Here is a 24,722-nt window from a genome sequence, read left to right as displayed (position 1 = left end):
ATCTGTATATCCTTTTGATAAAATTAATTACACTCATCTTTGCCTTCTATTCGTTCGATTATTTGCAATTCATAATTTTTCTTTGAAAGATCGTCGGTAATCTCATTAACTTTATATCCTTTTGTAACAACTTCATTAACATACTTTCCTTCAACGGCTTGTTTTGTTGTGGATCCCATTAAATACCAATTGTATTCAATATCCAAATGTCCTATATCTATCGTTTGAACTCCATACTTTATTAAATTAGCAGCCAATATTGTTGCAGTTGGTCCTAAGGAAACTAGCACTAAAACATTATCCTTCAAATTAACATAATCTAAAATGGACTGATATATTTCATCATATTTTTCAAAGGCATTCTCACTCGGTGCAAGAATTCTGTTAATTTTACCTGCGTTATCCAATAAATCATCAGCAACTCCAAATCTACTTTTTTCTCCTTCAACAATTAAAATGTCTCTTTTTTCCCATATTTTTTTTAATAATTCAAACTTCTTTTTTGCATTCTCCTTATTGTTGTAATCCATATATGGTCTGGTAAATTGGGTATCATAATATTGTTTATTCTTGTTTAAAATACTGATCCAGGACCTTCCATACAATCCCAAAAAAAGTCCCCAGTACTCTCTTGCTTCTATGTTATATTGATCCAAGCCGTTGAAAATATCTGGAATACATATCATTAGTCTTTTATCATTCACTTTTAATGACTTTAACAATTCTTCAGATAATATTGGCGAATTTTTTTCAAAATTTCTTTCAGATCGATTTTGAAAAATCCACTGAAATTCACCATCACCAAATCTACTAACAGATACCCCATTATTAATAATATAATTAACAGTTTCCTCAAATCCTTTAACATGTGGCTCTTTTCCCTTTATTCTTAATTTAAAATATTTATATAAAATAATAGATAAAAAATATTTTATTTTAAAAGGGATAATCCTATTTATTATTCTTCTCATTTGACTAGTAGTCTCTCTCATAATCACCTAATTATATTCAAAAGAATTTTTCGAGTTATTTTTCAAACTCATTTTTTACTGCCTGTTGTGCGGCCATAATAGTTTGATCCATATTATAATAACGATATTGCCCAAGTCTCCCTCCAAAAACAACATTTGGGAATCTCTCACGAGCTAGCTTAACGTATTCTGAATATAGCTTCTTATTTCTTTTATTATTAATTGGATAATAAGGTTCATCTCCACGATGCCAAGATTGTGGATATTCATGAGTAATAACCGTTTTGCCTTTATTACCCTTACCAAATTCAAAATGCTTATGTTCAATAATTCTTGTAAATGGTGTGTCAAAATCCGTATAATTCACTACGGCATTTCCCTGATAGTTATCCTCATTAAGTATCTCCGTATCAAATCTTAGACTACGATATTCTAGCTCTCCCAACTCATAATCAAAAAACTCATCAATCATTCCTGTAAAAATAATCTTAGAATCCGATGATAAATATTTGCTTCTTTTTTTGAAAAAGTCAGTATCAGTTTTAACATTAATTAATTTATTGCTTAACATCTTTTCAATAATTTGTGTATATCCCCCGATGGGAATTCCCTGATATGGGTCATCAAAATAATTATTATCATATGTAAATCTCACTGGTAACCTACGAATTATAAAGGCAGGTAATTCCTTAGCTGACTGTCCCCATTGTTTTTCCGTATAGCCTTTAATAAGTTTGTTATAAATGTCTAGTCCTATTAACGATATTGCCTGATCTTCTAAGTTTTTTGGGTGCCCCTTCAAACCAAAACTTTTTTTTTGATGTTCAATTTTTTGCTTAGCATCATTAGGAGTAACAACTCCCCAAAGTTTATTAAAGGTATTCATATTAAAGGGTAAATTGTAAATTTCTCCCTTATAATTAGCAATAGGACTATTAATGTAGTTATTAAAATTCGCAAATTGATTTATATATTCCCATATATCTTTCATTTTCGTATGAAAAATATGTGCTCCATATTCATGTACTTGAATTCCTTCTATTTTTTTTGTATAGATATTCCCTCCTATGTGTCTTCGCTTTTCTATTACTGTTATTTTTTTTCCTCTTTTGGCCATTTCGTTGGCAAACACTGCACCAAACAATCCTGAACCAACTACCAAATAATTATTCTGCATTTTCAAACCTCATTATAATTTATAATTTTTCCTTTTTTTGGAAGTACAGTTATAAGGACTATCCATACCAAGATCATTTCTATAAAATTTACACTAAATATATTCTCGTAAAACTTATTAGAAAAAAAGGATAGTAATAGGCAAGCTGAGATCCTTCCATAAATCAAAACATAAACGGGTAGATCTTTTCCTAAAACAATCTCCCTTTTAGACCTGATATAAATAATCTGACTTGTAAACGCCATAAACCCCACTAAAATGGGTACTCCAACATATCCAAAATCATATATATATGGATAAAATGTAGTATAGACATTTCCTAAACTATAACCATTTACATTTAAAAACGGCAAAATAAATCTAATATTGTTGCCATTTCCAATAATACGATCAATTGCCTGATGAAGATAAATGAAAGTTTGTTCACCAAAGAAACTAGTTTTCACTGGAAAACTTCCACCCGTCAGAAAAGTATCTAAGTTTTTTATTTCAGCTCCAAAATATATAGATAAATAATCACTCATAGAATAATTTGAAATTTCTCTCCCCAAGAAGGAAGCACTTACCTGAAAAGTTAATACGAGTAACACAAAAGAAATAGAAATAACAACTAAAGTTTTCGTATTTATTGTGAAGATATTTGATTTTTTTTGAAAATATGAAAAATAAATATACACAAGTAATCCAACAATTAAAAGGACAGTTGATCCACGTGATCCTAACAAATATCCTGAACAAGCACTTACTAAGAAAATCATAATATCGATATAGCTTATCTTTTTTAAAAGAATAATATTTCTGGATACAATATAAGAGAAAAAAATTCCGGAGGCGTCCGTAAACGTTCTAAGCCAAGACAGATATCTATCCATAGATGGTAAATCGATATTATCACTCGTTTTCCATCTATAAAGGTCAATGGACTCACTCAGACTTCCTGATGGAGCAACATTTTTAATATACTTTATTGTTAAAACAACAGTTATTAATTCTAAAACTAATACAATTATCGACTTCATCTTTGAAATTTCTTTAAAATTACTATGGTTAACCTCCATATTTATCCTTGGCTCGATAAGAATGGAGACTCTATCAACCACAAGAGAAACAATCATAAATGTGACGACTCCTCCTAAAATAACCATAAATGTATTGCTACTAATATCTAGACTCCACTTCTTTTTATATAACAAAGCCCATGGAACAGAGATAAAGAAAGAAACTGAAAAAAGAAAAGCGGGAGCGATTAACTCCCGATTAAAAAGAAAGTAATTAATTACTACTGAAAATAATAAAAATATTAATAACAAAGCTAACATTGAAATTACACTCCCATATTGGTACATCTCCATATTACTAGATATTCATTTTCTAAAATAGAATTTTAAAAGAGCACTATAAGTTGGAATTCCCATGGAAAGAAAAATAGCAGCAATTTTTAATCTAAAGTCCTTATTTAAGTTAGATAAAACTATATTTCTATTTTTAAGTACACTTCTTTTCAAATCCTTGATTAAATAAACATAATCTTTCAACCTTTTACTAAATAAGATTGAATTTATAACGCTCACTGAAGCCCAACAAATTCTCAATCTGGAAACATTATATAAATCTGGATATATTTTAAGAACTTCATTAACCATTTCATAAGTTGCTTCTAAAAGATCCAGTTTCTTTTTATTAAAGGATTCAGTTGTAATCGAGTTATCTCTAATAATGTAATTATATTTGGACAAAGAACCAACTGCTACTCCTCCCGACTTTAATACAACTTTATACGTTGTAAATGTATCTTCAAAAACTTTTCCCTCGGGATAAAGGATGTTTTTGAACAATTCTTTTTTATAAAGTTTCCCCCATACCGACAAGTCAACCTTGTCTCTTGCCAAAATTCCTTCAATCCAATCATGACTATTCCATATTCTGGAATTTTTGTTCAGTTTATTATCTACAATGTTATTACTATAAACAACCTTATGCTGACAACTGGAAATATTTACATTAAATTTCATTATTAAATACACTAAATAACTAAGATAATCACTTTCCACAGTATCATCCGAATCAATGAAGGTTATATAATCACCATTAGACATCTCTATACCATAATTCCTTACTTTCGAAAGTCCACTATGATCAATTGAATAGATTCTGATATAGGGCACATTTTGAGCTAGTTTTTTCGCAATTTTTAAAGTCTTATCTTTAGACTTATCATCAATTATTATAATTTCTTTATTTTTATAATCTTGTTTAATAACTGAATTAACACAATCTTCTATAGTAGATTCCACGTTATATGCAGGAATTATTACTGAAATAAGCGGTTTTTTATTATTCATTTATCATCCCATATTGGTAACGTAACAAAAAGTTAAAAATGGGTATGTGTATATCCCACTCCAAACTTTCTACACAAGAAAAAGAATATTTTTTTTAAAATATGTTTATCTCCCGTTTGATACCAATTAATTTCTTTATATTTAATTTTATTTTTTTCAAGCCATACATCCATTAATAATTCAGACAAGTACCCATATACCCTTGATTCTTGAATAGAATAATTACTAATATCTATTCGATGCTCTAGCTTACTTAAAACATTAAAAATAAACTTTGAATATGATTCAAAGTACTTCTTTTTCATAATAAACATATTAAACATATGCGCACTTCTTCGATTCATTACGTTATCAAAATATTGCAGATATTCTGAGTATTCATTTTTAATTATTTTTCTCAATTCATCAAGTGGCAACTCATTATGTGCATGAATATAATGAGAACGATTTGTTTCAATATAGTATTTTCTCTTTTTAGGAAGGATAACATCATTATCTAATAACAATTCTTCAATATCTTTTCGGCAAATAGGAATATCATTTTTATCAATAGAAAATAATCGTCTGTAATGTACTAAACCCACAACATCTGTATCCTTCAAATTCTTCCAAGCCCAGTAAATTGCGGTCAACTCGTTATAATTGGGATTCTTATATGAAATGTTTTCACCATCATCATCCCGTTGAAAATCGATTCCTTTTTTATAATTACTACCTGCTCCAACAAGTACAGGCAAATATACGTTTCTATCTTCTGGCATTGAAACGTACTTATGTGATGCAACTAAAATCTTTATATTAGACATAAAATGCCCCTTCAATATAATTATTAATACGCTCCATTGGGTCTTACAAAAACAACAATAGTTTTTAATATCATATACAAATCAAATAATATTCCACGATGATTGATGTATTTCAAATCTAACTCAACCATCTCGGGAAAACCAACATCATTACGCCCACTAATTTGCCATAACCCAGTACAACCAGGTTTTACAACTAATCGCTGTTTATCATAATCTGTATAGTCTTTAACTTCACGTGGCAATGGCGGCCTTGGACCTACTAAACTCATATTCCCCAACAAGACATTAAGTAATTGTGGAAGCTCATCAATGCTATATTTACGAATAAATCGTCCGACTTTAGTAACTCTAGGATCGTCTTTCATTTTAAACATGGCACCTTCAACTTCATTCTCAGAAAGTAACTCTTTCAAATGTTCATCAGCATGTACTTCCATCGATCTAAACTTATACATCTTAAACGGTTCTTGTCTTTTTCCTAAACGAACCTGTGAATAAAATACCGAACCCTTCGAATCTTCAAGTTTTATGGCAATTGCCACAATTAAGAATAATGGTGACAATAATATTAGCCCTAAAAAACTAGCGACAAAATCAAATATCCTTTTAATCGCTTTATAAACATATCGTCTATTTTGGTAAGCAGGATCAATTGATAAATTATTATTATTACTACCATCAAAATACTCCATATCCTTATTCCCCTTTATCAATCGAATTATCTAAAACAACCAGAATCTCTTTCTCTTCTTAGTTAATTCAGAAATACGAACATAATCTGTATCCCCCACATCATCGCCATTGATGATGTTTTTTGCATTTATATTAAATTGTTGGGCTTTATTTCTTCCTTCTTCGCGTTCTAACTTATCAAAGGCCTCTTTCATCAAGTATCTTCGCCCCTTAAAATTATGTGCATCCGAAGCAAAAACAAATCCCAAATTTGCTTTGATAATTTGCTCAGTTAATTCTTGAACATGTTTCCCAAACACACCCAAGTAACTACTACTAGTCAGTTGAGTCAAACAACCCATTTTTACAAATTCATACAATTTATCTGGTGTTTCTTGAAAGCCCAAATTTCTCTCCGGATGGGCGATCACTGGTACTATTCCCCTAGTGGTCAAATCAAAAATCATATCGGCCGTATATTCAGGAATCCCATTATGTGGCAATTCCAGTAACAAATATCGATTAGTTTCATCCATAAATAAAACATCATCTTTACCTATGTTCGAAATCAACTCTCCTGTTAAATGAACTTCCTGTCCTGCAAAAACAGTCAACGATATCTGATTGCTATCTAGTTTCTTTTGAAACTCATTAGTCTTTTCTATTACATCTTGCTTATGGTTAACATATTCACCATCCATATGATGTGGTGTCAAAAGTGCATGACTAATACCTTGATCTACAGCCACCCTAGCCAAATCCAGCGACATCTGTAAATCCTTAGATCCATCATCAACTCCTGGCAAAATATGGCAATGCAAATCAATTAATTTCATTTTTTCTTCTCAGCTCCATAATAACCACCGTAATATCCACCATAATATCCGGAAGATTTTTCTTTAGTTACTCGATTCATGATTACGCCTAAAATATTGGCATGAACTGTTTCTAAAGCCTGTTTAGCATGTGCTACACCTGCTTTTTCAGCAATACCTTGTGGAACAACCATAATTACGCCATCAACTTGGGCAGCTAGAACTTGAGCATCAGTTACGGAATTAGCTGGTGGAGCATCCAATATCAACAAGTCCGATTTATCTTCAAGCCTTGTCAATAGATCTTTTGTACGCATACTTCCCAACAATTCAGAAGGATTAGGAGGAATTGGTCCACTTGTAATGACAAATAAATTATTAACCATTGTAGGTTGAATAATTTCTTCAAATGAAGCATTACCCAATAAATAACTGGATAATCCTACTCTATTACTGACATTAAAAGTTTTATGAACTGTAGGTCTTCTTAGATCAGCATCCATTAGAATGACCTTTTCACCTTGCTTGGCCCAAGTTACGGCCACATTATTACTGACAGTCGATTTACCCTCTGATGGTGCAGAAGATGTAAATAAAATCGACTTTAATTTTTTATCAACTGATGAAAACTGAATATTTGTTCTAATAGTATTAAATTGCTCAGACGTAGCACTGGTCGGATCATCATAAGTAATTAATCCAACACCATGCTTCAAGCTATAGTTATCTAATTTTTTAGTCTTACTTTTAAATAATGGCATTAGTTTACCTAGACCCTTCTGTGATTTCTAGATGAAAATTCACCGTTGTTCATTGGTACTTGTAAATCCTTATGTTCAACGGTACGTTCAATATCTTTTTGGTCAATCTCACTAACAATTCCTAAACTGGTTAAGCCTAAATCGTCAGTTAAGAAACTTTCATCACTCACTGTTCGATCTGTTAATTCACGAATAAAGGCTAATGCTATCCCCAATATCAATCCTAAAATGATTCCCGCCAAAATATTTAACGTCTTACGAGGGCTTACTGGTTTAGTATTCGTCTCAGCCTCAGAAACAATTGAAACATTATTGACACTCATGATCTTAACGACCTTTTTCTTAAAAACCTTTGCCGTTTCATTAGCAATTGCAGCTGCTGTTCCTGCATCGGTTGACTTCGCCGTTACTGAAAATACTTGAGAGTTTTGAGAATTACTAATTGATAGCGAATCTTTCAATGCATTCATTGATCCAGGATATCCAGGGTAATCTCTAATCTGCTTATTCACATCCCTTAAAACAGTTGGGCTAGTAATAATGTCCTTATATGTACTGATCATTTGCACGTCAGCTTGCACTTGTTGAAACTGTGCCGCCTGCATGTCTGATGATAACTTACGATTAACCAAAATCTCTGTTGTGGCGCTATACTTAGGCGTCATAACAAAAAAAGTCACAAAAATTGCGGCCAGCGTTACAACTAATGTTGTCCCGGCTATAGCCCTTATATGTTTACGTAGTATGCCAAATATTTGAATCATACTGATAGTTTGTTCTGATCCCACTTCGTCCTCCGAATAAATCCCAAAATATATATAAATTAATCCTAATACATATAAGAAAGTATAGACCTGTTGACATATTGCGACAATATATCAAATTAAATTAGCATTAAAGAAACGTTTCCAATATTTTGAATATACATATTCGTAGTCTTCTTACTAAAAAATCATTATAAAAGATAATTTTTTATCAGAACTTACTTATCTCCCTTCGAAATTGCATTTTTAATCCATCTCTGTGAAAAGCCATAAGTATGCGATAATTTTTTGACATCTATATTTTTTCTAGTATTTCTTTTCAAATGTTTCTCAAGCTCTTGTCTATCATAAAGTTTCATAGGCAATTGTAATTGTGAACCACGAAATTCATTATAAATTTTCAACATATTATCTTCACCGACCAAGTCAACTAGTGCCTTATAGGTGGAATTTAATACATCATACCGAATTTTTTCCTTTACCATGACTGTTTTCCCCCTTTATTTATCGTTACTATTAAAATACCAAACATGCTCAGTCTCTAAAAATACGTGGTGCATTAAAAACAACATGTCACAGGTATTAGAAAAAGTGCAAAACAAAACCCCTTGATTGAATTATTCCAATACAAGGGGTTTTCATTTATAATCAAGAGTTTTTTTCTAACCATAGAATATGATTTTTCTCACGTTCAATTGCTCTGGTTAAAATCAAATAATGTCCATAATTATCTTGAATTTTATTATCATCTTCAAAGACTTCTGCCAATCTTTTCTTTAGGTAATCGTATTTCTTTTTGTTTATATCTAATTCTTGATTGATTAACGATTTTAATAAAGGATCTGATTTATCTTTAATAAAATACAGCTTTAATGAAAACAATTCTTCATTGTCTTCCAATGGTTCTTCTAACCACGTTCGCATTACTTTTGATCCTTCATCGGTAATCTTATAATAGGTGGATTTTCCATCATTATTATCTTCTACCCAACCATCATCTTTCATTCTAGCTAATTCTGGATATATCTGACTATGTGAGGCATGCCAAAAATCCCCTACCTCATGTTTAAACTCTTGACTAATCTGATAACCAGACAAGCTACCTTTATTATTGATCAAACCGAGTAATACATATGGCAATATACGTTTCTTAGGCATAATTTTCTCCCAAAAAAAATGATATACATCTTCGTATATCATTTTAACATGCTATTTATTGATACGATGGTAGTTTTCATCAAAGTACTTACCATTTCTGATATCATTTGGCATTTCCTTGTAAGGTGCTTCACTGATAACATCTTCATTATTTTGTCCAGCATCACCCATATAAGTTATATTGGCAAATTCAGGAACTACTAACTTGGGATAGGTTTCATATTTTTCACGAGATTCTTCCATTAAGTCAATATGTTCATTTTGATAGGTTACAGTAATTTCAGGATGTTCTTCAACCCACTTAGGGAAGAAAATCGTACCATGTAATTTCTTTTCATTAGGTATAAAATCCAACGCCACATCTGTACCTGTTGGTTCGGTCCATGAAATTTTATAAATTCCTTCTGTCAGCATTACAATATTGGCTTCTTGATCTGTTACCCAACGTCCCGCAACCATACCACCGTGAATTCGGTAATCTACAGTATGATCGTTCTTTGCATACCATTCATATTCCCAGCCATTATCATAGGTATAAATAAAATGCGTTCCTAAAAAATCGTCTAAAGTTTTAAATGTTTTTGTCATAATTAATTGTCTCCTTATGTCGTTATCGACAATAATTAGTATATGTCGATAACGACATAAAGTCAACCTAAAAAAATTCTAAGTAAAGAATCTACTCTACTTAGAATTTTCAATTCACTTTTTAGTCATTTGATTCATAACCTGTGCTGTTACCGGAATCTCTGAATATTTGCCAATTGAAGCTTGATCCATCACAACTGTGTTGGTATTAGACCCAGCCAAAGCAGCGAAGGCTTGGATTTGTTGAGCAGTGAAATATTTATTATCAGCTGATGACAACATTTCATTCAACTTCTTAATTTCATAAGCCTTTGCATCAGCTCTGGCAATTGTTGCGGCTGCTTCAGCTTTAGCAGTTGAAACTGTAGCCTCATTCTTAGCTTTAGTTTCAATTTCAATACTGCGCGCATCACCATTAGCCTTAGAAATTGCAGCAGTTTTTTCACGATCAGCTCTAATCTGTTTCTCCATTGACTCTGTAATTGAAGCAGATGGTTTCAACTCATCAATATTAACTCGATCAACTTTGATTCCATACGTATCGGTCAAATCTCCAATGGCAGTTGCCAAATCAGCATTGATCTTAGATGTTGACCCCAAAGCTTCATTCAAATCCAATTTACCAATAATATCTCGCAAATGGCCTCGAACTAACTGAATCATTGACTCAACCGAATTACTATTTTCATACTCGAATTTTCTAGCATTCGTTACATGATAATTCAAAGTAACAGTTGTTTGCACTTCAGCATTATCTTTAGTAATAACTGAATACCCTTGTAGTGAGAGAGGAATCATTGCTAAATCAACTATTCTTATTTTTTGAAAAACAGGAATATAAAAATTCAATCCTGCACTAACTTGACGACTATACTTCCCCAATGTTTCTACCAAACCAACATGATTTTGACGTACCACTTTTAACCCAAACATATTTATCCGCCTACTTTTCTGATTTTAATTCCTGAATTGTCAGAATATTACCATTAGCCTTAATTACCTGATAATTCCCCATTTTATTAACTGCATCATTTGCCAATAAATCATAGCGATAATAGATACCTTTAACCTCAATCAAGTCATTTGCCATATTGATCTTGTCCCCTTTAACCACAGATCCTACTATTTGGCGCTGTTCAAGGTTATTGGTTGGTACCGTATCACTTAATTTAGTGACAATATAATTGTTAACGCTGCGATTTTCACGACTGGCATCTTCTGCTATTCGGTCGTACAAATCTTTGTCTAATCTTAATGCTATTGTTTTATCTGCCATGGCTTTATTATATCACTATCATATCAAAGTGATATCATAATAATATTGACAAATTGTAAAAAAATAGAACAAAACATGCTCGAAGGCTATGTTCTGTTCCACGTTTAGACTGTTCTAGGGTTATGCCCTAACTTCTTTTCCTGTATTTATTCAAATCTTAGTTTTTTTGCTCGGTGTTGATAATGCTTATATAATCCTGAATAACGCTCTTTATATTCCGAGCGCCATGGTTTATCTCGACCACAGAAATGTAAAACAACTGTATTATCAATTACCCAATCAATGTCCCGTTCACCATTGCTTTTAGCAAAGTACAGAGGATTCATACGTGCATCATAATTATAGAGTTCATCAGGAATCTTCATTATATGTTGTCCATATAGTCCATTTAAAATATCTTGATCTGGCAAAAAAAGTGCCTTACCCATTTTTTCAATATAATTAAAAATATCATTGGCTTTAACATGTTCTCTAATTGCTTCTAGGTCCATCAACATCACGCCTGAATTATAGTAACTTTCAGTTTCATAATTACCTAATCGTAATTTATTCAAATTATCAGTTACATCTAATGATGTATGACTTGCTGCGGCATACCAGTAATCTTTCAAATCCAATTCATATAAAGACATTAAATCGTTAATAACCAAAATATCAACGTCCAAATAGAGAATTCGTTTCAAATTCTTTGGTAAATATTTATAAGCCAATAAGCGATAATAAATTGTTTTAGGGTAACGGTCTGTCGTCGGTGCATCATTAAATTGATTATCATCAATTATCACTGGATGATAATGCATTCCTAATTTTTGGCAAAAATTATTTAATGTTTCCGACAATTTCAACTTGGGACTTTGAATCACGTAAACCGCATATTGATCTACTGAGGTATTTTGCTTAATTGAATATAGGGTCGTCATTAATTGCTGTGTTACATTATCATCAATTGCAAATAATAAATTCATCCTTTAATCTCCCTCAAAATTATTTACTTCAATTATAGTATAATTAAAACAATTTCAATATCAGGAGCGTAAAATGATAAAACCAATCAATCATGATACTAATTTTCTTTCTCAAAAGGCCGAACTAGCAACAAAATCAGACCACGATGTCGTCGTTGATCTTTTGGACACTCTCAAAGCAAATTCAAAGGATTGTGTTGGCATGGCCGCCAATATGATTGGAATTAATAAGCGAATAATTGTTTTCTCAATGGGAATTATGGACGTTGCTATGATAAATCCTACTATTATAAAGAAATCTGGTGAGTATTCTACCACTGAAGGTTGCCTTTCGTTAATTGGTCAACGTCAAACTAAGCGTTATCAAAATATTACTGTTAAATATCTTGATAGTAATTTCCAAGAACATACTCAAATGTTTGCTGACTTCATTGCACAAATTATTCAACATGAAATTGATCATTGTGAAGGAATCTTAATATAACAAAAAAACGACCTGAAAGGGTCGTTTTTTGTTATATTAAACTCTTTGTTCTGCATTTCTTTCAGCAGTAGCTTCTCTATCAAATTCTTCATCAGAACCAGCTTCAGCCGACATCTTAGCCAAATGCTCATAAGTTGATGAAACATTCTCTTTTGCCAAAGCCTTCTTGAGTCTTTCATTACCCTTATGCATATCAACAACTGTCCAAATTAATAAGGCAAGCACCGCTGCAATTAGGACATAAGCAATAATATTAGCTTGGGTTGTTTGTGCCGCCGTTATATTGTCTCCATAAAATGCCTGGATTTGACTAGGCATATTGTAAAGATTCAAGAACGTCAATGCAATAACTGACAACCAACCGAAGCCTTTGACCCAAGGAGCATTCTTGAACTTATTACCCATTTCAGTACTGCTATCAGTCATCAACAATAATGGCAACATTGAAAATGGCAATGCAAAGGCTAGAAATACTTGGGAATTATTCATCAAATTATTCAAAGCCACATGCTCATCAATCATACTCTTATTACTTGTTAACATAACACAGATCAAAACAGGAATAACTGAGATCAAACGTGTTACCAAACGACGTAACCATAAAGGCATTCTCATATGAACAAAGCCTTCCATAATAACTTGTCCGGTTAGAGTACCAGTAATTGTTGAATTTTGACCTGAAGCAAGCAAGGCTACAGCAAATAATGTTGATAAAATACCAGATTTGGCAACAGCAATCAATACACCATTACTCAAAGTTGATGTATCTGATAGAGCTGTATATAACCCGAAGAATGATGGATCTTTAACAGCACCACTCTTAAATACAGCAACACCCATAATCAATAGCAAAGCATTAACGAAGAATGCAGCTGTAAGTTGAATATTTGAATCCCAAGCTGAGAAACGAACATTTTGAGCAACTGACTTTTCATCAGCATGATCAACCTTTCTCGTTTGAGAAATGGCTGAATGAAGATACAAATTGTGAGGCATAACTGTGGCACCGATAATTCCTAATGCACCAATCAATGGTGTCTGTCCACCAATTGAAGGGCTCTTTGCAAATGTTTTACCAGTTGGAACTAATCCTGCAAAAGCAGCGCTCCAGTTAGGATTAGATAATGCTACTTGATAAACGAATACGAATAAAATAACTAAAATTAAACATACAACAATTGCTTCAATTTTTCTAAAACCAATCTTTGTTAATAACAATAATACCAAAACATCACCAACCGTAATGAATACGGCAATTACTAATGGAATATGGAACAATAGGTACAAAGCAATGGCACCACCGATAACCTCGGCAATATCAGTTGCCATAATGGCTAACTCAGTTAATATCCAAAGTATAATACCTAATGATCTGCTGGTTCTAGCACGAATGGCTTGGGCTAGATCCATCTTACTCACAATGCCTAGTTTAGCAGCCATATATTGTAATAACATGGCTATTAAACTAGACAAAAGAATAACTGACATCAATAAATACTGGAAATTTTGTCCACCAGTAATCGATGTTGACCAATTACCGGGGTCCATATAACCAACGGCAACCAATGCCCCTGGACCTGAATATGCGAATAATGTCTTTAAAAAACCTTTATCTCTTGGTACATCAACAGTCCCATTGATCTCCTGTAAAGAAGGACCATTAGCGTACTCGATTAACTTATGCTTTTCTGCCATAGTATTAATCTCCTCTTTATAATTTCCAAATAAACTCTAGCGAATAATCATTATTGAAATAGGTGAATATTTCGCCATATAAGCTGCTTGAGAACCAAAGTATTTTCTGATTCCCTTTTTTGAAAGTGAACCAATTACTAATAAATCAGCGTTTGATGCTGGTATGACGTCTTTTACAATCGTCTCACCAGGATCTCCTTCAGCAACTACCAGTTCTACCCTTTTTACACCGGCTTCAATCGCAACTTTACGATACGATTTCAAATGCTCTTCAAGTTCTTTACGTTCACCGTGAACATAATCATTGCTCAATGCCTGGTAAACGTTCATCTCATTACTTTCCAAAATAGATGTAATGATCAATGTTGAATTATCTTTGATGCAACGATGCATGGCATATCTAAACGCTAACTGCGCATCTGCCGAATCATCAACCCCAACTAAAACACGTTCAAATGTGTTATTTTGTTTTGACATTGGTCAGTCCTCCAATTCATTTTTATCAAACGGAATTTAACTACTCGTCTTTCCAAAATCCATTCTACCCCAATTTAATACTATGTAAACTATTTTTTAAGGTCACCTAATAAAAATATTCAAATTGTATTTATTTGTGGTAATTTTAAGTAATCGGTTACTTCCATGTTATAAAGGGAATATCAGCAATTTTATAACATTAAAAATCGAGTTATTACCCCTATCTTAACTATTACATTTAAAAAAATTATGATATATTGAAAATGCCATATGTAAAAGAGTAAGCTCTTTTTGTTATAAAAGGGCATTTTGCCATCTTTTATTAGGTAGGGCTAACTAAAAAAATATATATTTTATTTAAGAGGAATAATCATGAAAAATAAAACACATTCAACGATTAATAATTACAACAGCCAAAGCTATTCATCAGATAGCTGGATAACCTCCGAGATACTAGTTGGTATGTATTCAAAAATTTTTACTAACTTATTGTTAATAGATAATCAAATCTTTAAAAAGAATGTATCCAAATAAAATAAAAGCGGTGAATAACCTTGAATGATTTAAATTTTTTGAGATTAATATTTGAATTAGGCGGAAGTTTCCAAAATGTCAATAATATTGATTTAGCTATCAAAGCTAATGTTAGCAAAGCTTCCATTTCCGATAGAACTCAGCATTTGTCAAAACTAGGTTTAGTTAAATATACAAAATACTATGGTACCAAATTAACCAAACGTGGACTAAATTCAGTTATTCCCTTAATTCAACAACAACGTCTAATTGAAATTTGGCTTTACGAGAAACTTAATATTCCAATAAATGATATCTATGAAAAGTCTTGTAGCTTATCGGAGCATCCCGATTTATTACTAATAGACAGATTAAATACTTATCTTGATTATCCAACTGTTTGTCCACATGGAAACGTTGTTCCTATTAATTGTGAGATACCAAAATTCTCCAAGGGTTCATTACTGTCTGGTCAAAATACTCCCCACACCAAACTACAAATAATCAACTTTACAGAAGATAATTATCTTTTTAAAACGCTTGAAAATATCGACATCAAATTAAACGATACGATAGAAATCATTAATCTTAATAACTATGATCATTCAATGGTTGTTTTGAATTTAAGAACTGGTCTAAAACAAATTTTACCTAAGAACATTACTAAAATGATTCGCATCAAAAATATTCCTGACGAAATAAAAAATCGTAAAATAAATTAGAAATCAAACTAATTTATTTTACGATTTTTTATTTACCATATTGTTTAAACCAACGTGGTGATAAGCCATATTTAATTGAGAGTTCCCTAACCTCTTTGGCAGTGAGATTTTTATCTTTGATTTTTATTTTTATTGCTTGTGGATCATATAATCTCATGGGCAATTGCAGTTGTATACCGCCAAAGTTATCTCTAATCTTTAACATATTTTCCATACCAACGATATCAACCAGTTCTTTGTATGATTTATTCAATAAATCATAATCTACTTCATTCTTCATTATCCTATAACCTCAAAAATAATATATTATTGTAAATCAATTCCTCAATTAAATAATATAACGATATGTGGTCACATTGTGTCTAATGATAATAATATAAGTATTTTTATTTTATTCCTGAACCGGACCAACAATTGATGAAACAACTGCTTCAATGGAAGAAACTAACGGACTATCTGGTGATATTCCCGTCGTTGCAAAACGGTCTTCCCACCACTGACTGCGAATTTTCTGAACCGTATCAACGATCTTCTGTCCTTCAGATGTTAAATTCAAGATCTTAGTCTTACCCGCACCGTCAGCCTTGGTAAGATAGTTCAATTTCTCCATCTTATTAATTTCCCGAGTTGCCAAACCCTTATCAATTACCAATGAACGGGCCACTTGATTTTGACTAATATTTTCATAATCGCTTACAGCCAAAAGAATACATGCTGCCGTTGGATTTAAGTTGATTTTACTGAACTTTTCTCTGGTGTCCTTATAATACTGTCTATGTAAAATAGAAATGTCCTGTGCTAAATAGCCGATATTTTTCATTTATTTTCACTCCAGTGAAAAGCTTTCTGTGTTGACAAATCAACACGAATGATTTATTTTTTACCTATAATTAATAATTATAGAACAAAACTAATTAAAAAAGAGGTTGGAAACAATGACAGAAAAAATCAATGGTGCTAAAGCGCTTATCCAAACAATGATCAATCAAGGAGTCAAATATGTTTTTGGATTACCTGGTGCCAAAATCGACCAACTATTTGAATCTCTAGAACACAGCGATGATCCTAAGACCCCCAAGTTGATCATTACCCGCCATGAACAAAATGCGGCATTTATTGCTGCTGGTATTGGACGCCTGACTGGTAAGCCTGGAATTGTCGCTACCACTTCTGGCCCCGGGGTTTCTAATTTGGCTACTGGATTAATTACTGCCACTGCTGAAGGTGATCCAGTTGTTGCTTTAGGTGGTCAAGTTCCCAGAAATGATATTGCGCGTTTAACTCATCAAAGTATTTCAAGTAAAGAGTTACTTTCAGCAGCTACCAAAGACAGTGTTGAGGTCCAAGATGCTAACAACTTATCAGAGTCATTTGCTAATGCTTATCAAAATGCTACTGCTCCCAAAGCAGGTGCTTCTTTTATCTCAATTCCTCAAGATGTATTAAACGATACCGTAACTAGAAATACAATCAAGCACTTATCTCCAATTGAACAAGGCGGAGCTGATCAGGAAACTGTTAACGAGATCATTAAAAAAATCCAAAATGCAAAATTACCAGTAATTCTAGCTGGTATGCGTTCATCTACCAATGAAGTTACTCATAAAATTCATAAATTTTTACATAAATTCTCAATCCCAGTTGTCGAAACTTTCCAAGGAGCTGGAGTTATCTCCCAAGATCTAGAAAAGAATTATTACGGACGGGTTGGATTATTCCGCAATCAAATCGGTGATACTATCTTGAAGGAAAGCGATTTGATCATCGCTGTCGGTTACGATCCAATTGAATATGAAGCACGTAATTGGAATGTTGGACGAACTGGCGAAATCATCAACCTTGATAGCATTGCACCCGAAATCACTAATGACTACCAACCAGATTTAATTGTTCAAGCAGATATTGCCAAGACCTTAGACGAAATCAGTGAACAATTGCCTAGTGATATTGATCTCGGTGAAGACATGCACAAACACTTAGCTGAACAACAAGAAAAGTTCACTAAAAAAGATGCTATTCCTGAAAATCATTCTGATAAAAATGGTATCCATCCTCTAGCAATCATTCATGCTCTTCAAGATCAAGTTAATGACGATACAACTGTAACAGTTGATGTTGGAAGCCTTTATATTTGGATGGCACGTCATTTTAGAAGTTATAAACCAAGACACTTGTTATTCAGTAATGGTATGCAGACATTAGGCGTAGCTCTACCATGGGCCATTGCAGCCGCCCTTGAACGTCCTGAACAACCAGTAGTTTCAGTAGCCGGTGACGGTGGCTTTCTATTCTCTGGACAAGAATTAGAGACTGCCGTTCGCTTAAATCTTAACATTGTTCAATTAATTTGGGATGATGGCTATTATGACATGGTTCGTTTCCAAGAAATTGCTAAATATGGTCATGATGCTGGTGTTAAATTAGGACCCGTTGACTTCGTAAAATATGCTGAAAGTTTTGGTGCTACTGGTATGCGTGTCGAAAAATCCGAAGATTTAGAGGATACCTTAAAAAAAGCTTTTGCTACTGAAGGACCTGTAGTTATTCATATTCCAGTTGATTATTCAGATAATATTAATTTAGCATCCAAACTTGTTGACGATGTTTTGAACTAATCAGAAAGGAAATTAATTATGACGAATACAAACACACTTTATCAGCATGGTACCCTAGCGTTACTAGTCCCTGGGTTACTAGATGGAACTATTACCATGCAAGATCTATTGAAACACGGCGATACCGGTATTGGGACTGGCGAGGGACTTGATGGCGAATTAATTATTCTTGACGGCATTCCCTACCAAGTCGATAGTGACGGTAATGTTAATATCGTTAAAGATGACTTTACATTACCATTTGCTAACAGTCACTTTGCTAATTATCAATCTTTAACTAATGTAGAAAATATATCTCAAAAGGAATTAGATAAAAAAATTATTTCAATGACTAGTTCTAATACCTTTTTCTCCATCAAAGTCCATGGAACCTTTACTAATATCAAAACTAGAGCTGTTCCTAAGTCACATAAACCATATGCTACTTTAGGCAAAACTGCTGAAGATCAAAGTGTTTTTTCTAAAGACTCCGTTGAAGGAACTCTATTGAGTTACTATGCTCCTCAGATTTTTGATGGCGCCGCAGTTGGTGGGTTTCATCATCATTTTCTATCGGATAAGCACGATTTCGGTGGCCACGTTCTATCTTTCACAGTTGAATCTGGTAAAGTCGAAATTCAACAATTTGATACATTAGAACAACATTTGCCAACAAAAAATACTGATTATATGAATTATGATTTTTCTGATTGGGATATCCTAGGAGAAATTCATAAGGCTGAAAGTTAAATATAAGAAAAAAAGCCGATCCACCACCATTTAATATGGTCGTTGGGTCGGCTTTTACTATACAAAATTAACACTACCAAAAACGTCTAGCATGGTCTTCGTGCATTCTTCTTTCAAAATCATCAAAACTTTTTTCGGAGTATATTCCAAATGCACAATGTTCTTGCAAATATTTTTGATTTCCTAATGTTTGAGGAATCTTCTGTAACGATTGTTCACCGAAACAATGAGAATAATCTACAACTGCTAAAGGACGATTTTGGATCAATGCCTGTTTCATAGCAATATTCGTTCCTCCTTTTAAAGTCGTCTCAATTGCAATCGTTCCATCACTAATACCGCTTTGCCATTCATCTCTCGCAGCCAATAGATGTGGCATAGTCTTAATACCTAGGGCATTAGTAGAAAGTAATAGTCCCCCAGTTTCAGCAATTTCTTCAGCCATCTTTTGATTTTGTTTTGGATAAACATTTTGATCTAGACCTGATGCTAAAATTGCAATAGTTTTCTTGGTTGTTTCCATGGCAGCTTGATGAGCATAAGTGTCACAACCTTTTGCCAAACCACTAATAATTACATAGTCTTCAATTTGGGTAAATCTTTTAGAAATTTCTAAACATATTTCTTTACCAAAAAAAGTCGGTTTTCTAGTACCTACTATTGCCACACTCCTAGGGTGATTCAGTAAATCCAAATTTCCCTTAGCGTATAAAACCGGTGGATATCTTTTCAAAGTTAACAAATTTTTAGGATAATTTTTATCTCGATAACTAATAATTTGAATTTTCTTCTTTTCAGCTTTTAGACCTTCTTCAAATGATAAATCTACATATTTCTTCCAAATTTCTTGATTTAGAATCCCACTGGTTACAGCATTCCTCATTGTGATCACATTAGAATCTTTCAATAAATCAAAATTCTCAAGCACATCTTCGGCATCAATCACTGTATCCAAATATCTTCTAACTGACTGCATTCCAACATGTCTTATTTTTAGACAAGCTAACATTAATTGTATTTTAGGGTCCATCAAATTTTCCTTTGATATTTTTAACTATAGTATCTAGAAATACAAAAATTACAGCAACAAAAAAAACGAACTTCTAAAAGAAATTCGTTTACAGTTTATTTTTAATTTAAATTCCACTACCAGCACTAACAATTGCTTCTTCACTGGAACCATCGAATTTAACTGAGATCCAGACACTGGCTAAGATCATAGCCGAGCCGATCACAAATCCGACTGAAATTTGTTCTCCCAATAACAACCATCCTAAAAATGAACCTACGATCGGTTGAATCAAGTAAAACAAACCTGAAGAACTAGCGCTAATAACTTTTAGACCCTTATTCCACATAACATAGGCTACAGCAGTTGAAACTGCCCCAATGTAAAGCAAACTAAAAATAACTTTAGGATCTAGGAAATTGATACTTGTAAGTGATGATGTATCACTCAAAATAAATGGCGTCAGAGTAACTACAGCTACTACGGTTGACATAATAGTAATTTGTAAAGAACTGTATGTCTTTACTTTCTTGACTAAAACTGACATCAAGGCCCAAGTTATAGCAGTAAGTACCAAAAGCATTACTCCCAAAATAACATTGCTACCAGACATCTTTAATCCAACAATCATCACTACTCCTAAAATAGCAATAATGACTGAAAAGATTTTAACTTTATCAAGTCGTTCCTTCAAAATCAACCATCCAAAAATAATCATAAATGCTGGGATAGTTGATGTAATAACAGATCCGGTTTGGGCATTTGACAAACCCGTTCCCATTTCTTGGGCAACAAGAGAAATCGTATTACCAATTATTCCGATCCAGAAAATCAATTTCAAATCACGCCAATTGATATGCCATTTTTCTCCCTTTATAACTGAATATCCAATTAAAAATACTAACGAGACTAAGTATTCCAACCAAACTAATTGAATTGGATGTACCTCATCAACGATAATTTTTACAACTACGAACATTGCTCCCCATATAATAGCAGCAATGCTTAATTCTATAGATCCAAGAACCCTTTTAGACTTCATGAGTAATATTTCCCTTCGCTTTGATTTCACTTTGAATTCATTGCTACGCTACCCTCGCGAATAGCCGAAATATTACTGCTGTCAATTAACGATAAATACTCACCTTCCTTATGGTTAACGTTATTAGTATAACATCATAGTCAAAAATATTTTAATATTGATTAAATTGGCATAATAATTGCTTGTGGAATGGCAGAATTCCACTCCAAAATAGTTAGTTTAAATTTCCAATTTTAAATCCGTAGCGTATGTATTTACGAAAAAAAATAAAGATATATTGACTCATTTTTCAATCATCAATATATCTTTATTTAACCTAAAAATCCCATCATCTGTAGCCAACCCAAGAACAAATCAACCCATTTAGAAGCCCCCGCATTCAAGTATTTATTCTTTCCAGGTTTCTTAGTAACGTACGTTCCTAGAGCCAATCCATGAATACCTGAACCAAACATATGATACTCAGCCGGAAGACCCAGCTCAGTCATTTTTTCTACATACATCAATGAGTTTATTACATAGACTAATTTATCCGTTCTTGTTTGCCAAACAAAGGCTGGTTTAGAGTTTTTGTTTAAAAGATTCTGTGCTTGCCACAAGGTTGGATCAGGACTAATGGATCTTCTAATCTTTTCATCATTTGGAAAACTTCCTTTTACCGTCATATCAATCACTGGATATCCCAATATTATTGCTGCATGTGTGCCACTATATTGATCTAGTTGATATTTTGTACGTAATTTTGAATCAGTTGCTACGCCATTATATGCAGCCACAATATGTCCGCCTGCCGAAAAGCCTGCCAAAATAATTTTCTTTTTATCTACATGTCTTGACTCTGGTTGATGATTTATCCAATCAATAGTTTTAGCCATTTCCTGCAATGCGTAGGGATAAACTGGCTCGTTGCCAATTAATTGATATTCTAAGACTACTACATGCATACCTAATGAATTGAACTTTAGTGCAATTGGTTCTTCTTCTCTGTCTGAATGAAATGTAAAACCTCCACCAGGACAAATAATTATTACCGGATAGTCAACTTCCTGATCAAAATCTGAGATCTGATCAAGCCAGTAACCTTTTACTCTAAATTTATGATTAGAGCTAGCGAGATCATATTCTCTCATTTCCATGTTTAGATATCTCCCTTATTAAGCAACCTTCAAATTGTCTACATTCATCGGATCACTCTTTTTAACTAACATTTTATTAGTAAATCCGAACAGATATACCAATACTACTGAAATTAAAAGTGTTCCATAATGTGAAATTAAATAACCATAAAAATTACTGCCGATACCAACTCCCGGAGTTATAAAGGCCGGAAACCCAATCAAAGCACCTGACAAAGCATAATTATTAACTTTCAAGAATCCCGTCAAACCACCACCGATGGCACTAGCAATACTTGCGACTACAAAGACTCTCTTATATTTCAAATTTATACCATATAAAGCTGGTTCAGTAACTCCACAAAAGGCCGAAATCGCAGCTGCTAGAGAAATTTCTTTTAGATGTTTATTCTTAGTTCTCAAGAAAACAGCCAGAACAGCTCCACCTTGAGCAACCATTGTGATTGAAAGAATTGAATTAATATAGCTATGACCATTTGTGGCAATATCGTTGATCACAATCGGAATAAGTGCCCAATGTAATCCAAAAATGACCATAGTCTGATAAACTCCCCCAATGACCAAACCACATAGAGTAGGACTGAAACTATAAATAGAAACCAAGCCATTTGATAATCCCTTACTTAATACCGTAATAATTGGTCCGACTCCAATAATAATAACCAAACTTAAAATTAAGGCTTCCAATATTGGTACAAAAACACTTCTGACATATGTTGGGATTATTTTTTTCAAGAATCTTTCAACATATTTTCCCAACCAAGCGGCCACAATAATTGGAAAAACCGATGATACATAAGAAACTAATGTTGTTGGTATTCCCAAGAAATTAGTACTGGCTGTACTAGTTTTACCTGCTAGAGTAACAATTTGTGGGTAAATCAAAATCCCACCAACAATTGCTAAAACAATTGGATCGGACCCCAGCCTCTTTGCTGCAGTGAATCCTAAGACAACTGGCAAGAAATAGAAGGTTGCATCCCCAATCGCATTCAGCAAAATATAAGTACCACTAGTTACTGATAAAATTTTGAATCCAACTAATGCTGCTAAGATTCCTTTCAAAATACCTGAACCAGCCAAGATTCCAATAATTGGGATCATTGAAGCTGTTAACACACTGATAAAGTTGCTAGTACTTTTTTGAATACTTGCCCAAATTCCAGTTTTGGCTGATGTATCTATTACGGAAGTATCATTATTAGCATGTTGTGTCCCAATTTGTTCAATAACAGCATCGTAAACATCATTTACAGCTTGTCCAATAACAACTTGATATTGACCTCCAGCTTTAGTGACTGTAATTACCCCATCAAGATTTTCAATCAATTCATCATTAGCCTTGGACTCGTTTTTTAAATAAAATCTTAACCTCGTTATGCAATGAATAACACTATTAATATTCTCCGCTCCACCAATGTTGTCCACAATTTTAGTAGCCAATAATTCATACTTATTATTAGTATTCTTAGTGACTGCTTTCTTGATATCCTTTATTGCAGCGACGGCAACTACAGAACCTACTTGAATATTTTTATCAAAATTAATTATCATTAATTCTTGCAAAATATCTTTACTATTAGTAATTGCCACAATAACCGTTGGTATCTTTTTAGCATCATGAATCATCTTTAAATTCATTTTTACAATATCTTCACCCATTGTGACACGATCGCCCTGTTTAACCAATACATCAAATGGTTTACCTTTTAATTCAACGGTATCTATACCCATATGAATTAAAACATCAACTCCATTATTAGTTTTGATTCCCAGTGCATGCTTGGTCTCAGAAATTACTGTCACGACTCCATCAACTGGTGCAACCACCTTGCCGTCTATTGGTTCAACAGCAAAACCCTGTCCCATTAAGCCTTGTGAAAAGACTGGATCTTTAACTTTCGATAATGCTAGCAAATTGCCATTAACTGGTGTACTTAACGATAATAATACTTGCTCAGTCATAATAATCATCCCTTTTGAAAAGTTATATTTGATCGCG

Annotated in this window: 28 protein-coding genes; 5 read left to right on the top strand and 23 right to left on the bottom strand. The window is 33.0% G+C overall.

The features are described from left to right. Window positions 1–23: 23 nt before the first annotated feature. From CBP76_RS08990 to CBP76_RS08920, 15 genes are all read right to left on the bottom strand, one after another. Complete coding sequence (locus CBP76_RS08990; RefSeq protein ID WP_166667241.1) at window positions 24–971, bottom strand: GT-D fold domain-containing glycosyltransferase; 948 nt, start codon at window positions 969–971, stop codon at window positions 24–26. A 55-nt stretch (window positions 972–1,026) separates the two neighbouring features. Next, window positions 1,027–2,148 carry a UDP-galactopyranose mutase gene (gene glf / locus CBP76_RS08985; protein WP_102196567.1) on the bottom strand — a complete coding sequence of 374 codons (1,122 nt, stop codon included), beginning with the start codon at window positions 2,146–2,148 and terminating at the stop codon, window positions 1,027–1,029. 2 nt (window positions 2,149–2,150) lie between these two features. Further along, complete coding sequence (locus CBP76_RS08980; protein WP_166667240.1) at window positions 2,151–3,467, bottom strand: O-antigen polymerase; 1,317 nt, start codon at window positions 3,465–3,467, stop codon at window positions 2,151–2,153. 45 nt (window positions 3,468–3,512) lie between these two features. Beyond that, window positions 3,513–4,490, bottom strand: a complete 978-nt coding sequence (locus CBP76_RS08975; protein ID WP_102196565.1) for a glycosyltransferase family 2 protein — start codon at window positions 4,488–4,490, stop codon at window positions 3,513–3,515. A gap of 32 nt (window positions 4,491–4,522) precedes the next feature. After that, entirely contained in the window at window positions 4,523–5,296 is a 774-nt protein-coding gene (locus CBP76_RS08970; RefSeq protein ID WP_102196564.1) for a DUF4422 domain-containing protein, read from the bottom strand. A gap of 23 nt (window positions 5,297–5,319) precedes the next feature. Then, window positions 5,320–5,991 carry a sugar transferase gene (locus tag CBP76_RS08965; protein ID WP_102196563.1) on the bottom strand — a complete coding sequence of 224 codons (672 nt, stop codon included), beginning with the start codon at window positions 5,989–5,991 and terminating at the stop codon, window positions 5,320–5,322. Between the two features lie 30 nt (window positions 5,992–6,021). Next, on the bottom strand, window positions 6,022–6,807 hold the full coding sequence (locus CBP76_RS08960) for a tyrosine-protein phosphatase (protein WP_102196562.1): 786 nt from the start codon (window positions 6,805–6,807) through the stop codon (window positions 6,022–6,024). Continuing rightward, on the bottom strand, window positions 6,804–7,547 hold the full coding sequence (locus CBP76_RS08955; protein WP_102196561.1) for a CpsD/CapB family tyrosine-protein kinase: 744 nt from the start codon (window positions 7,545–7,547) through the stop codon (window positions 6,804–6,806). The genes CBP76_RS08960 and CBP76_RS08955 overlap by 4 nt, the downstream gene beginning before the upstream one ends. A gap of 8 nt (window positions 7,548–7,555) precedes the next feature. Continuing rightward, a complete protein-coding gene (locus tag CBP76_RS08950; RefSeq protein WP_425430303.1) occupies window positions 7,556–8,311 on the bottom strand; it encodes a YveK family protein in 756 nt (251 codons plus the stop codon). Window positions 8,312–8,529: 218 nt separating this feature from the next. Beyond that, window positions 8,530–8,796 carry a hypothetical protein gene (locus CBP76_RS08945; RefSeq protein WP_102196559.1) on the bottom strand — a complete coding sequence of 89 codons (267 nt, stop codon included), beginning with the start codon at window positions 8,794–8,796 and terminating at the stop codon, window positions 8,530–8,532. A 163-nt stretch (window positions 8,797–8,959) separates the two neighbouring features. Next, window positions 8,960–9,469: a PadR family transcriptional regulator gene (locus CBP76_RS08940; protein ID WP_102196558.1), complete on the bottom strand. Its 510-nt coding sequence runs from the start codon at window positions 9,467–9,469 to the stop codon at window positions 8,960–8,962. A 51-nt stretch (window positions 9,470–9,520) separates the two neighbouring features. After that, entirely contained in the window at window positions 9,521–10,057 is a 537-nt protein-coding gene (locus CBP76_RS08935) for a phenolic acid decarboxylase (RefSeq protein WP_102196557.1), read from the bottom strand. A gap of 114 nt (window positions 10,058–10,171) precedes the next feature. Next, a complete protein-coding gene (locus CBP76_RS08930) occupies window positions 10,172–10,990 on the bottom strand; it encodes an SPFH domain-containing protein (RefSeq protein ID WP_102196556.1) in 819 nt (272 codons plus the stop codon). A 10-nt stretch (window positions 10,991–11,000) separates the two neighbouring features. Beyond that, a complete protein-coding gene (locus CBP76_RS08925; RefSeq protein ID WP_102196555.1) occupies window positions 11,001–11,333 on the bottom strand; it encodes a toxin-antitoxin system HicB family antitoxin in 333 nt (110 codons plus the stop codon). Window positions 11,334–11,479: 146 nt separating this feature from the next. Then, window positions 11,480–12,298, bottom strand: coding sequence for a glycosyltransferase family 8 protein (locus CBP76_RS08920; protein ID WP_102196554.1), 819 nt, complete (start codon window positions 12,296–12,298; stop codon window positions 11,480–11,482). A gap of 73 nt (window positions 12,299–12,371) precedes the next feature. Between CBP76_RS08920 and CBP76_RS08915 the strand changes: the two genes are divergently transcribed. Then, window positions 12,372–12,782, top strand: coding sequence for a peptide deformylase (locus CBP76_RS08915; RefSeq protein ID WP_102196553.1), 411 nt, complete (start codon window positions 12,372–12,374; stop codon window positions 12,780–12,782). A 36-nt stretch (window positions 12,783–12,818) separates the two neighbouring features. On the opposite strand, the gene CBP76_RS08910 is transcribed toward CBP76_RS08915, so the two are convergent. Together CBP76_RS08910 and CBP76_RS08905 are read right to left on the bottom strand one after the other, a co-directional pair. Continuing rightward, window positions 12,819–14,477 (bottom strand): Nramp family divalent metal transporter, encoded by a 1,659-nt coding sequence (locus tag CBP76_RS08910; protein WP_102196552.1) that lies wholly within the window; start codon window positions 14,475–14,477, stop codon window positions 12,819–12,821. Between the two features lie 36 nt (window positions 14,478–14,513). Beyond that, entirely contained in the window at window positions 14,514–14,954 is a 441-nt protein-coding gene (locus CBP76_RS08905; RefSeq protein ID WP_102196551.1) for a universal stress protein, read from the bottom strand. A gap of 372 nt (window positions 14,955–15,326) precedes the next feature. On the opposite strand from CBP76_RS08905, the gene CBP76_RS13200 reads away from it, so the two are divergent. Further along, on the top strand, window positions 15,327–15,488 hold the full coding sequence (locus tag CBP76_RS13200) for a hypothetical protein (RefSeq protein WP_166667239.1): 162 nt from the start codon (window positions 15,327–15,329) through the stop codon (window positions 15,486–15,488). A 20-nt stretch (window positions 15,489–15,508) separates the two neighbouring features. Beyond that, window positions 15,509–16,189: a metal-dependent transcriptional regulator gene (locus CBP76_RS08900; protein WP_102196550.1), complete on the top strand. Its 681-nt coding sequence runs from the start codon at window positions 15,509–15,511 to the stop codon at window positions 16,187–16,189. A gap of 28 nt (window positions 16,190–16,217) precedes the next feature. On the opposite strand, the gene CBP76_RS08895 is transcribed toward CBP76_RS08900, so the two are convergent. Both CBP76_RS08895 and CBP76_RS08890 read right to left on the bottom strand, forming a co-directional pair. Beyond that, complete coding sequence (locus tag CBP76_RS08895) at window positions 16,218–16,469, bottom strand: hypothetical protein (RefSeq protein ID WP_102196549.1); 252 nt, start codon at window positions 16,467–16,469, stop codon at window positions 16,218–16,220. Between the two features lie 111 nt (window positions 16,470–16,580). Further along, on the bottom strand, window positions 16,581–17,009 hold the full coding sequence (locus tag CBP76_RS08890) for a MarR family winged helix-turn-helix transcriptional regulator (RefSeq protein WP_102196548.1): 429 nt from the start codon (window positions 17,007–17,009) through the stop codon (window positions 16,581–16,583). A 115-nt stretch (window positions 17,010–17,124) separates the two neighbouring features. Here CBP76_RS08890 and alsS point away from each other — a divergent pair, with 115 nt between their 5' ends. After that, window positions 17,125–18,804, top strand: a complete 1,680-nt coding sequence (gene alsS, locus CBP76_RS08885) for an acetolactate synthase AlsS (protein WP_102196547.1) — start codon at window positions 17,125–17,127, stop codon at window positions 18,802–18,804. A gap of 18 nt (window positions 18,805–18,822) precedes the next feature. Continuing rightward, entirely contained in the window at window positions 18,823–19,533 is a 711-nt protein-coding gene (gene budA / locus CBP76_RS08880; protein ID WP_102196546.1) for an acetolactate decarboxylase, read from the top strand. A 73-nt stretch (window positions 19,534–19,606) separates the two neighbouring features. Here the strand turns inward: budA and CBP76_RS08875 are convergent, their stop codons facing one another. The 4 genes from CBP76_RS08875 to CBP76_RS08860 form a co-directional block, all read right to left on the bottom strand. Next, entirely contained in the window at window positions 19,607–20,563 is a 957-nt protein-coding gene (locus CBP76_RS08875) for a DNA-processing protein DprA (RefSeq protein WP_102196545.1), read from the bottom strand. 106 nt (window positions 20,564–20,669) lie between these two features. Next, window positions 20,670–21,584, bottom strand: a complete 915-nt coding sequence (locus CBP76_RS08870; RefSeq protein WP_102196544.1) for a DMT family transporter — start codon at window positions 21,582–21,584, stop codon at window positions 20,670–20,672. A 311-nt stretch (window positions 21,585–21,895) separates the two neighbouring features. Then, window positions 21,896–22,720, bottom strand: coding sequence for an alpha/beta hydrolase (locus CBP76_RS08865; RefSeq protein WP_102196543.1), 825 nt, complete (start codon window positions 22,718–22,720; stop codon window positions 21,896–21,898). Window positions 22,721–22,738: 18 nt separating this feature from the next. Beyond that, window positions 22,739–24,694, bottom strand: coding sequence for a PTS sugar transporter subunit IIABC (locus CBP76_RS08860; RefSeq protein ID WP_166667238.1), 1,956 nt, complete (start codon window positions 24,692–24,694; stop codon window positions 22,739–22,741). Window positions 24,695–24,722 lie beyond the last annotated feature (28 nt).

It is taken from the genome of Companilactobacillus nuruki (assembly GCF_002872255.1).
GTDB lineage: Bacteria > Bacillota > Bacilli > Lactobacillales > Lactobacillaceae > Companilactobacillus > Companilactobacillus nuruki.
This window is presented reverse-complemented; position numbering and strand designations above follow the sequence as displayed.

Bases quoted from the DNA above. Each gene is read 5' to 3' on its own strand.
- CBP76_RS08890 (WP_102196548.1), bottom strand. From the start codon at position 17,009: ATGAAAAATATCGGCTATTTAGCACAGGACATTTCTATTTTACATAGA.
- CBP76_RS08910 (WP_102196552.1), bottom strand. From the start codon at position 14,477: ATGGCAGAAAAGCATAAGTTAATCGAGTACGCTAATGGTCCTTCTTTA.
- CBP76_RS08895 (WP_102196549.1), bottom strand. From the start codon at position 16,469: ATGAAGAATGAAGTAGATTATGATTTATTGAATAAATCATACAAAGAA.
- CBP76_RS08870 (WP_102196544.1), bottom strand. From the start codon at position 21,584: ATGAAGTCTAAAAGGGTTCTTGGATCTATAGAATTAAGCATTGCTGCT.
- CBP76_RS08945 (WP_102196559.1), bottom strand. From the start codon at position 8,796: ATGGTAAAGGAAAAAATTCGGTATGATGTATTAAATTCCACCTATAAG.
- CBP76_RS08930 (WP_102196556.1), bottom strand. From the start codon at position 10,990: ATGTTTGGGTTAAAAGTGGTACGTCAAAATCATGTTGGTTTGGTAGAA.
- CBP76_RS08925 (WP_102196555.1), bottom strand. From the start codon at position 11,333: ATGGCAGATAAAACAATAGCATTAAGATTAGACAAAGATTTGTACGAC.
- CBP76_RS08970 (WP_102196564.1), bottom strand. From the start codon at position 5,296: ATGTCTAATATAAAGATTTTAGTTGCATCACATAAGTACGTTTCAATG.
- CBP76_RS08940 (WP_102196558.1), bottom strand. From the start codon at position 9,469: ATGCCTAAGAAACGTATATTGCCATATGTATTACTCGGTTTGATCAAT.
- alsS (WP_102196547.1), top strand. From the start codon at position 17,125: ATGACAGAAAAAATCAATGGTGCTAAAGCGCTTATCCAAACAATGATC.
- CBP76_RS08965 (WP_102196563.1), bottom strand. From the start codon at position 5,991: ATGGAGTATTTTGATGGTAGTAATAATAATAATTTATCAATTGATCCT.
- glf (WP_102196567.1), bottom strand. From the start codon at position 2,148: ATGCAGAATAATTATTTGGTAGTTGGTTCAGGATTGTTTGGTGCAGTG.
- CBP76_RS08990 (WP_166667241.1), bottom strand. From the start codon at position 971: ATGAGAAGAATAATAAATAGGATTATCCCTTTTAAAATAAAATATTTT.
- CBP76_RS08960 (WP_102196562.1), bottom strand. From the start codon at position 6,807: ATGAAATTAATTGATTTGCATTGCCATATTTTGCCAGGAGTTGATGAT.
- CBP76_RS08950 (WP_425430303.1), bottom strand. From the start codon at position 8,311: ATGATTCAAATATTTGGCATACTACGTAAACATATAAGGGCTATAGCC.
- CBP76_RS13200 (WP_166667239.1), top strand. From the start codon at position 15,327: ATGAAAAATAAAACACATTCAACGATTAATAATTACAACAGCCAAAGC.
- CBP76_RS08875 (WP_102196545.1), bottom strand. From the start codon at position 20,563: ATGGACCCTAAAATACAATTAATGTTAGCTTGTCTAAAAATAAGACAT.
- CBP76_RS08955 (WP_102196561.1), bottom strand. From the start codon at position 7,547: ATGCCATTATTTAAAAGTAAGACTAAAAAATTAGATAACTATAGCTTG.
- CBP76_RS08935 (WP_102196557.1), bottom strand. From the start codon at position 10,057: ATGACAAAAACATTTAAAACTTTAGACGATTTTTTAGGAACGCATTTT.
- CBP76_RS08905 (WP_102196551.1), bottom strand. From the start codon at position 14,954: ATGTCAAAACAAAATAACACATTTGAACGTGTTTTAGTTGGGGTTGAT.
- CBP76_RS08920 (WP_102196554.1), bottom strand. From the start codon at position 12,298: ATGAATTTATTATTTGCAATTGATGATAATGTAACACAGCAATTAATG.
- CBP76_RS08975 (WP_102196565.1), bottom strand. From the start codon at position 4,490: ATGAATAATAAAAAACCGCTTATTTCAGTAATAATTCCTGCATATAAC.
- CBP76_RS08865 (WP_102196543.1), bottom strand. From the start codon at position 22,720: ATGGAAATGAGAGAATATGATCTCGCTAGCTCTAATCATAAATTTAGA.
- CBP76_RS08915 (WP_102196553.1), top strand. From the start codon at position 12,372: ATGATAAAACCAATCAATCATGATACTAATTTTCTTTCTCAAAAGGCC.
- CBP76_RS08860 (WP_166667238.1), bottom strand. From the start codon at position 24,694: ATGATTATTATGACTGAGCAAGTATTATTATCGTTAAGTACACCAGTT.
- CBP76_RS08980 (WP_166667240.1), bottom strand. From the start codon at position 3,467: ATGTTAGCTTTGTTATTAATATTTTTATTATTTTCAGTAGTAATTAAT.
- budA (WP_102196546.1), top strand. From the start codon at position 18,823: ATGACGAATACAAACACACTTTATCAGCATGGTACCCTAGCGTTACTA.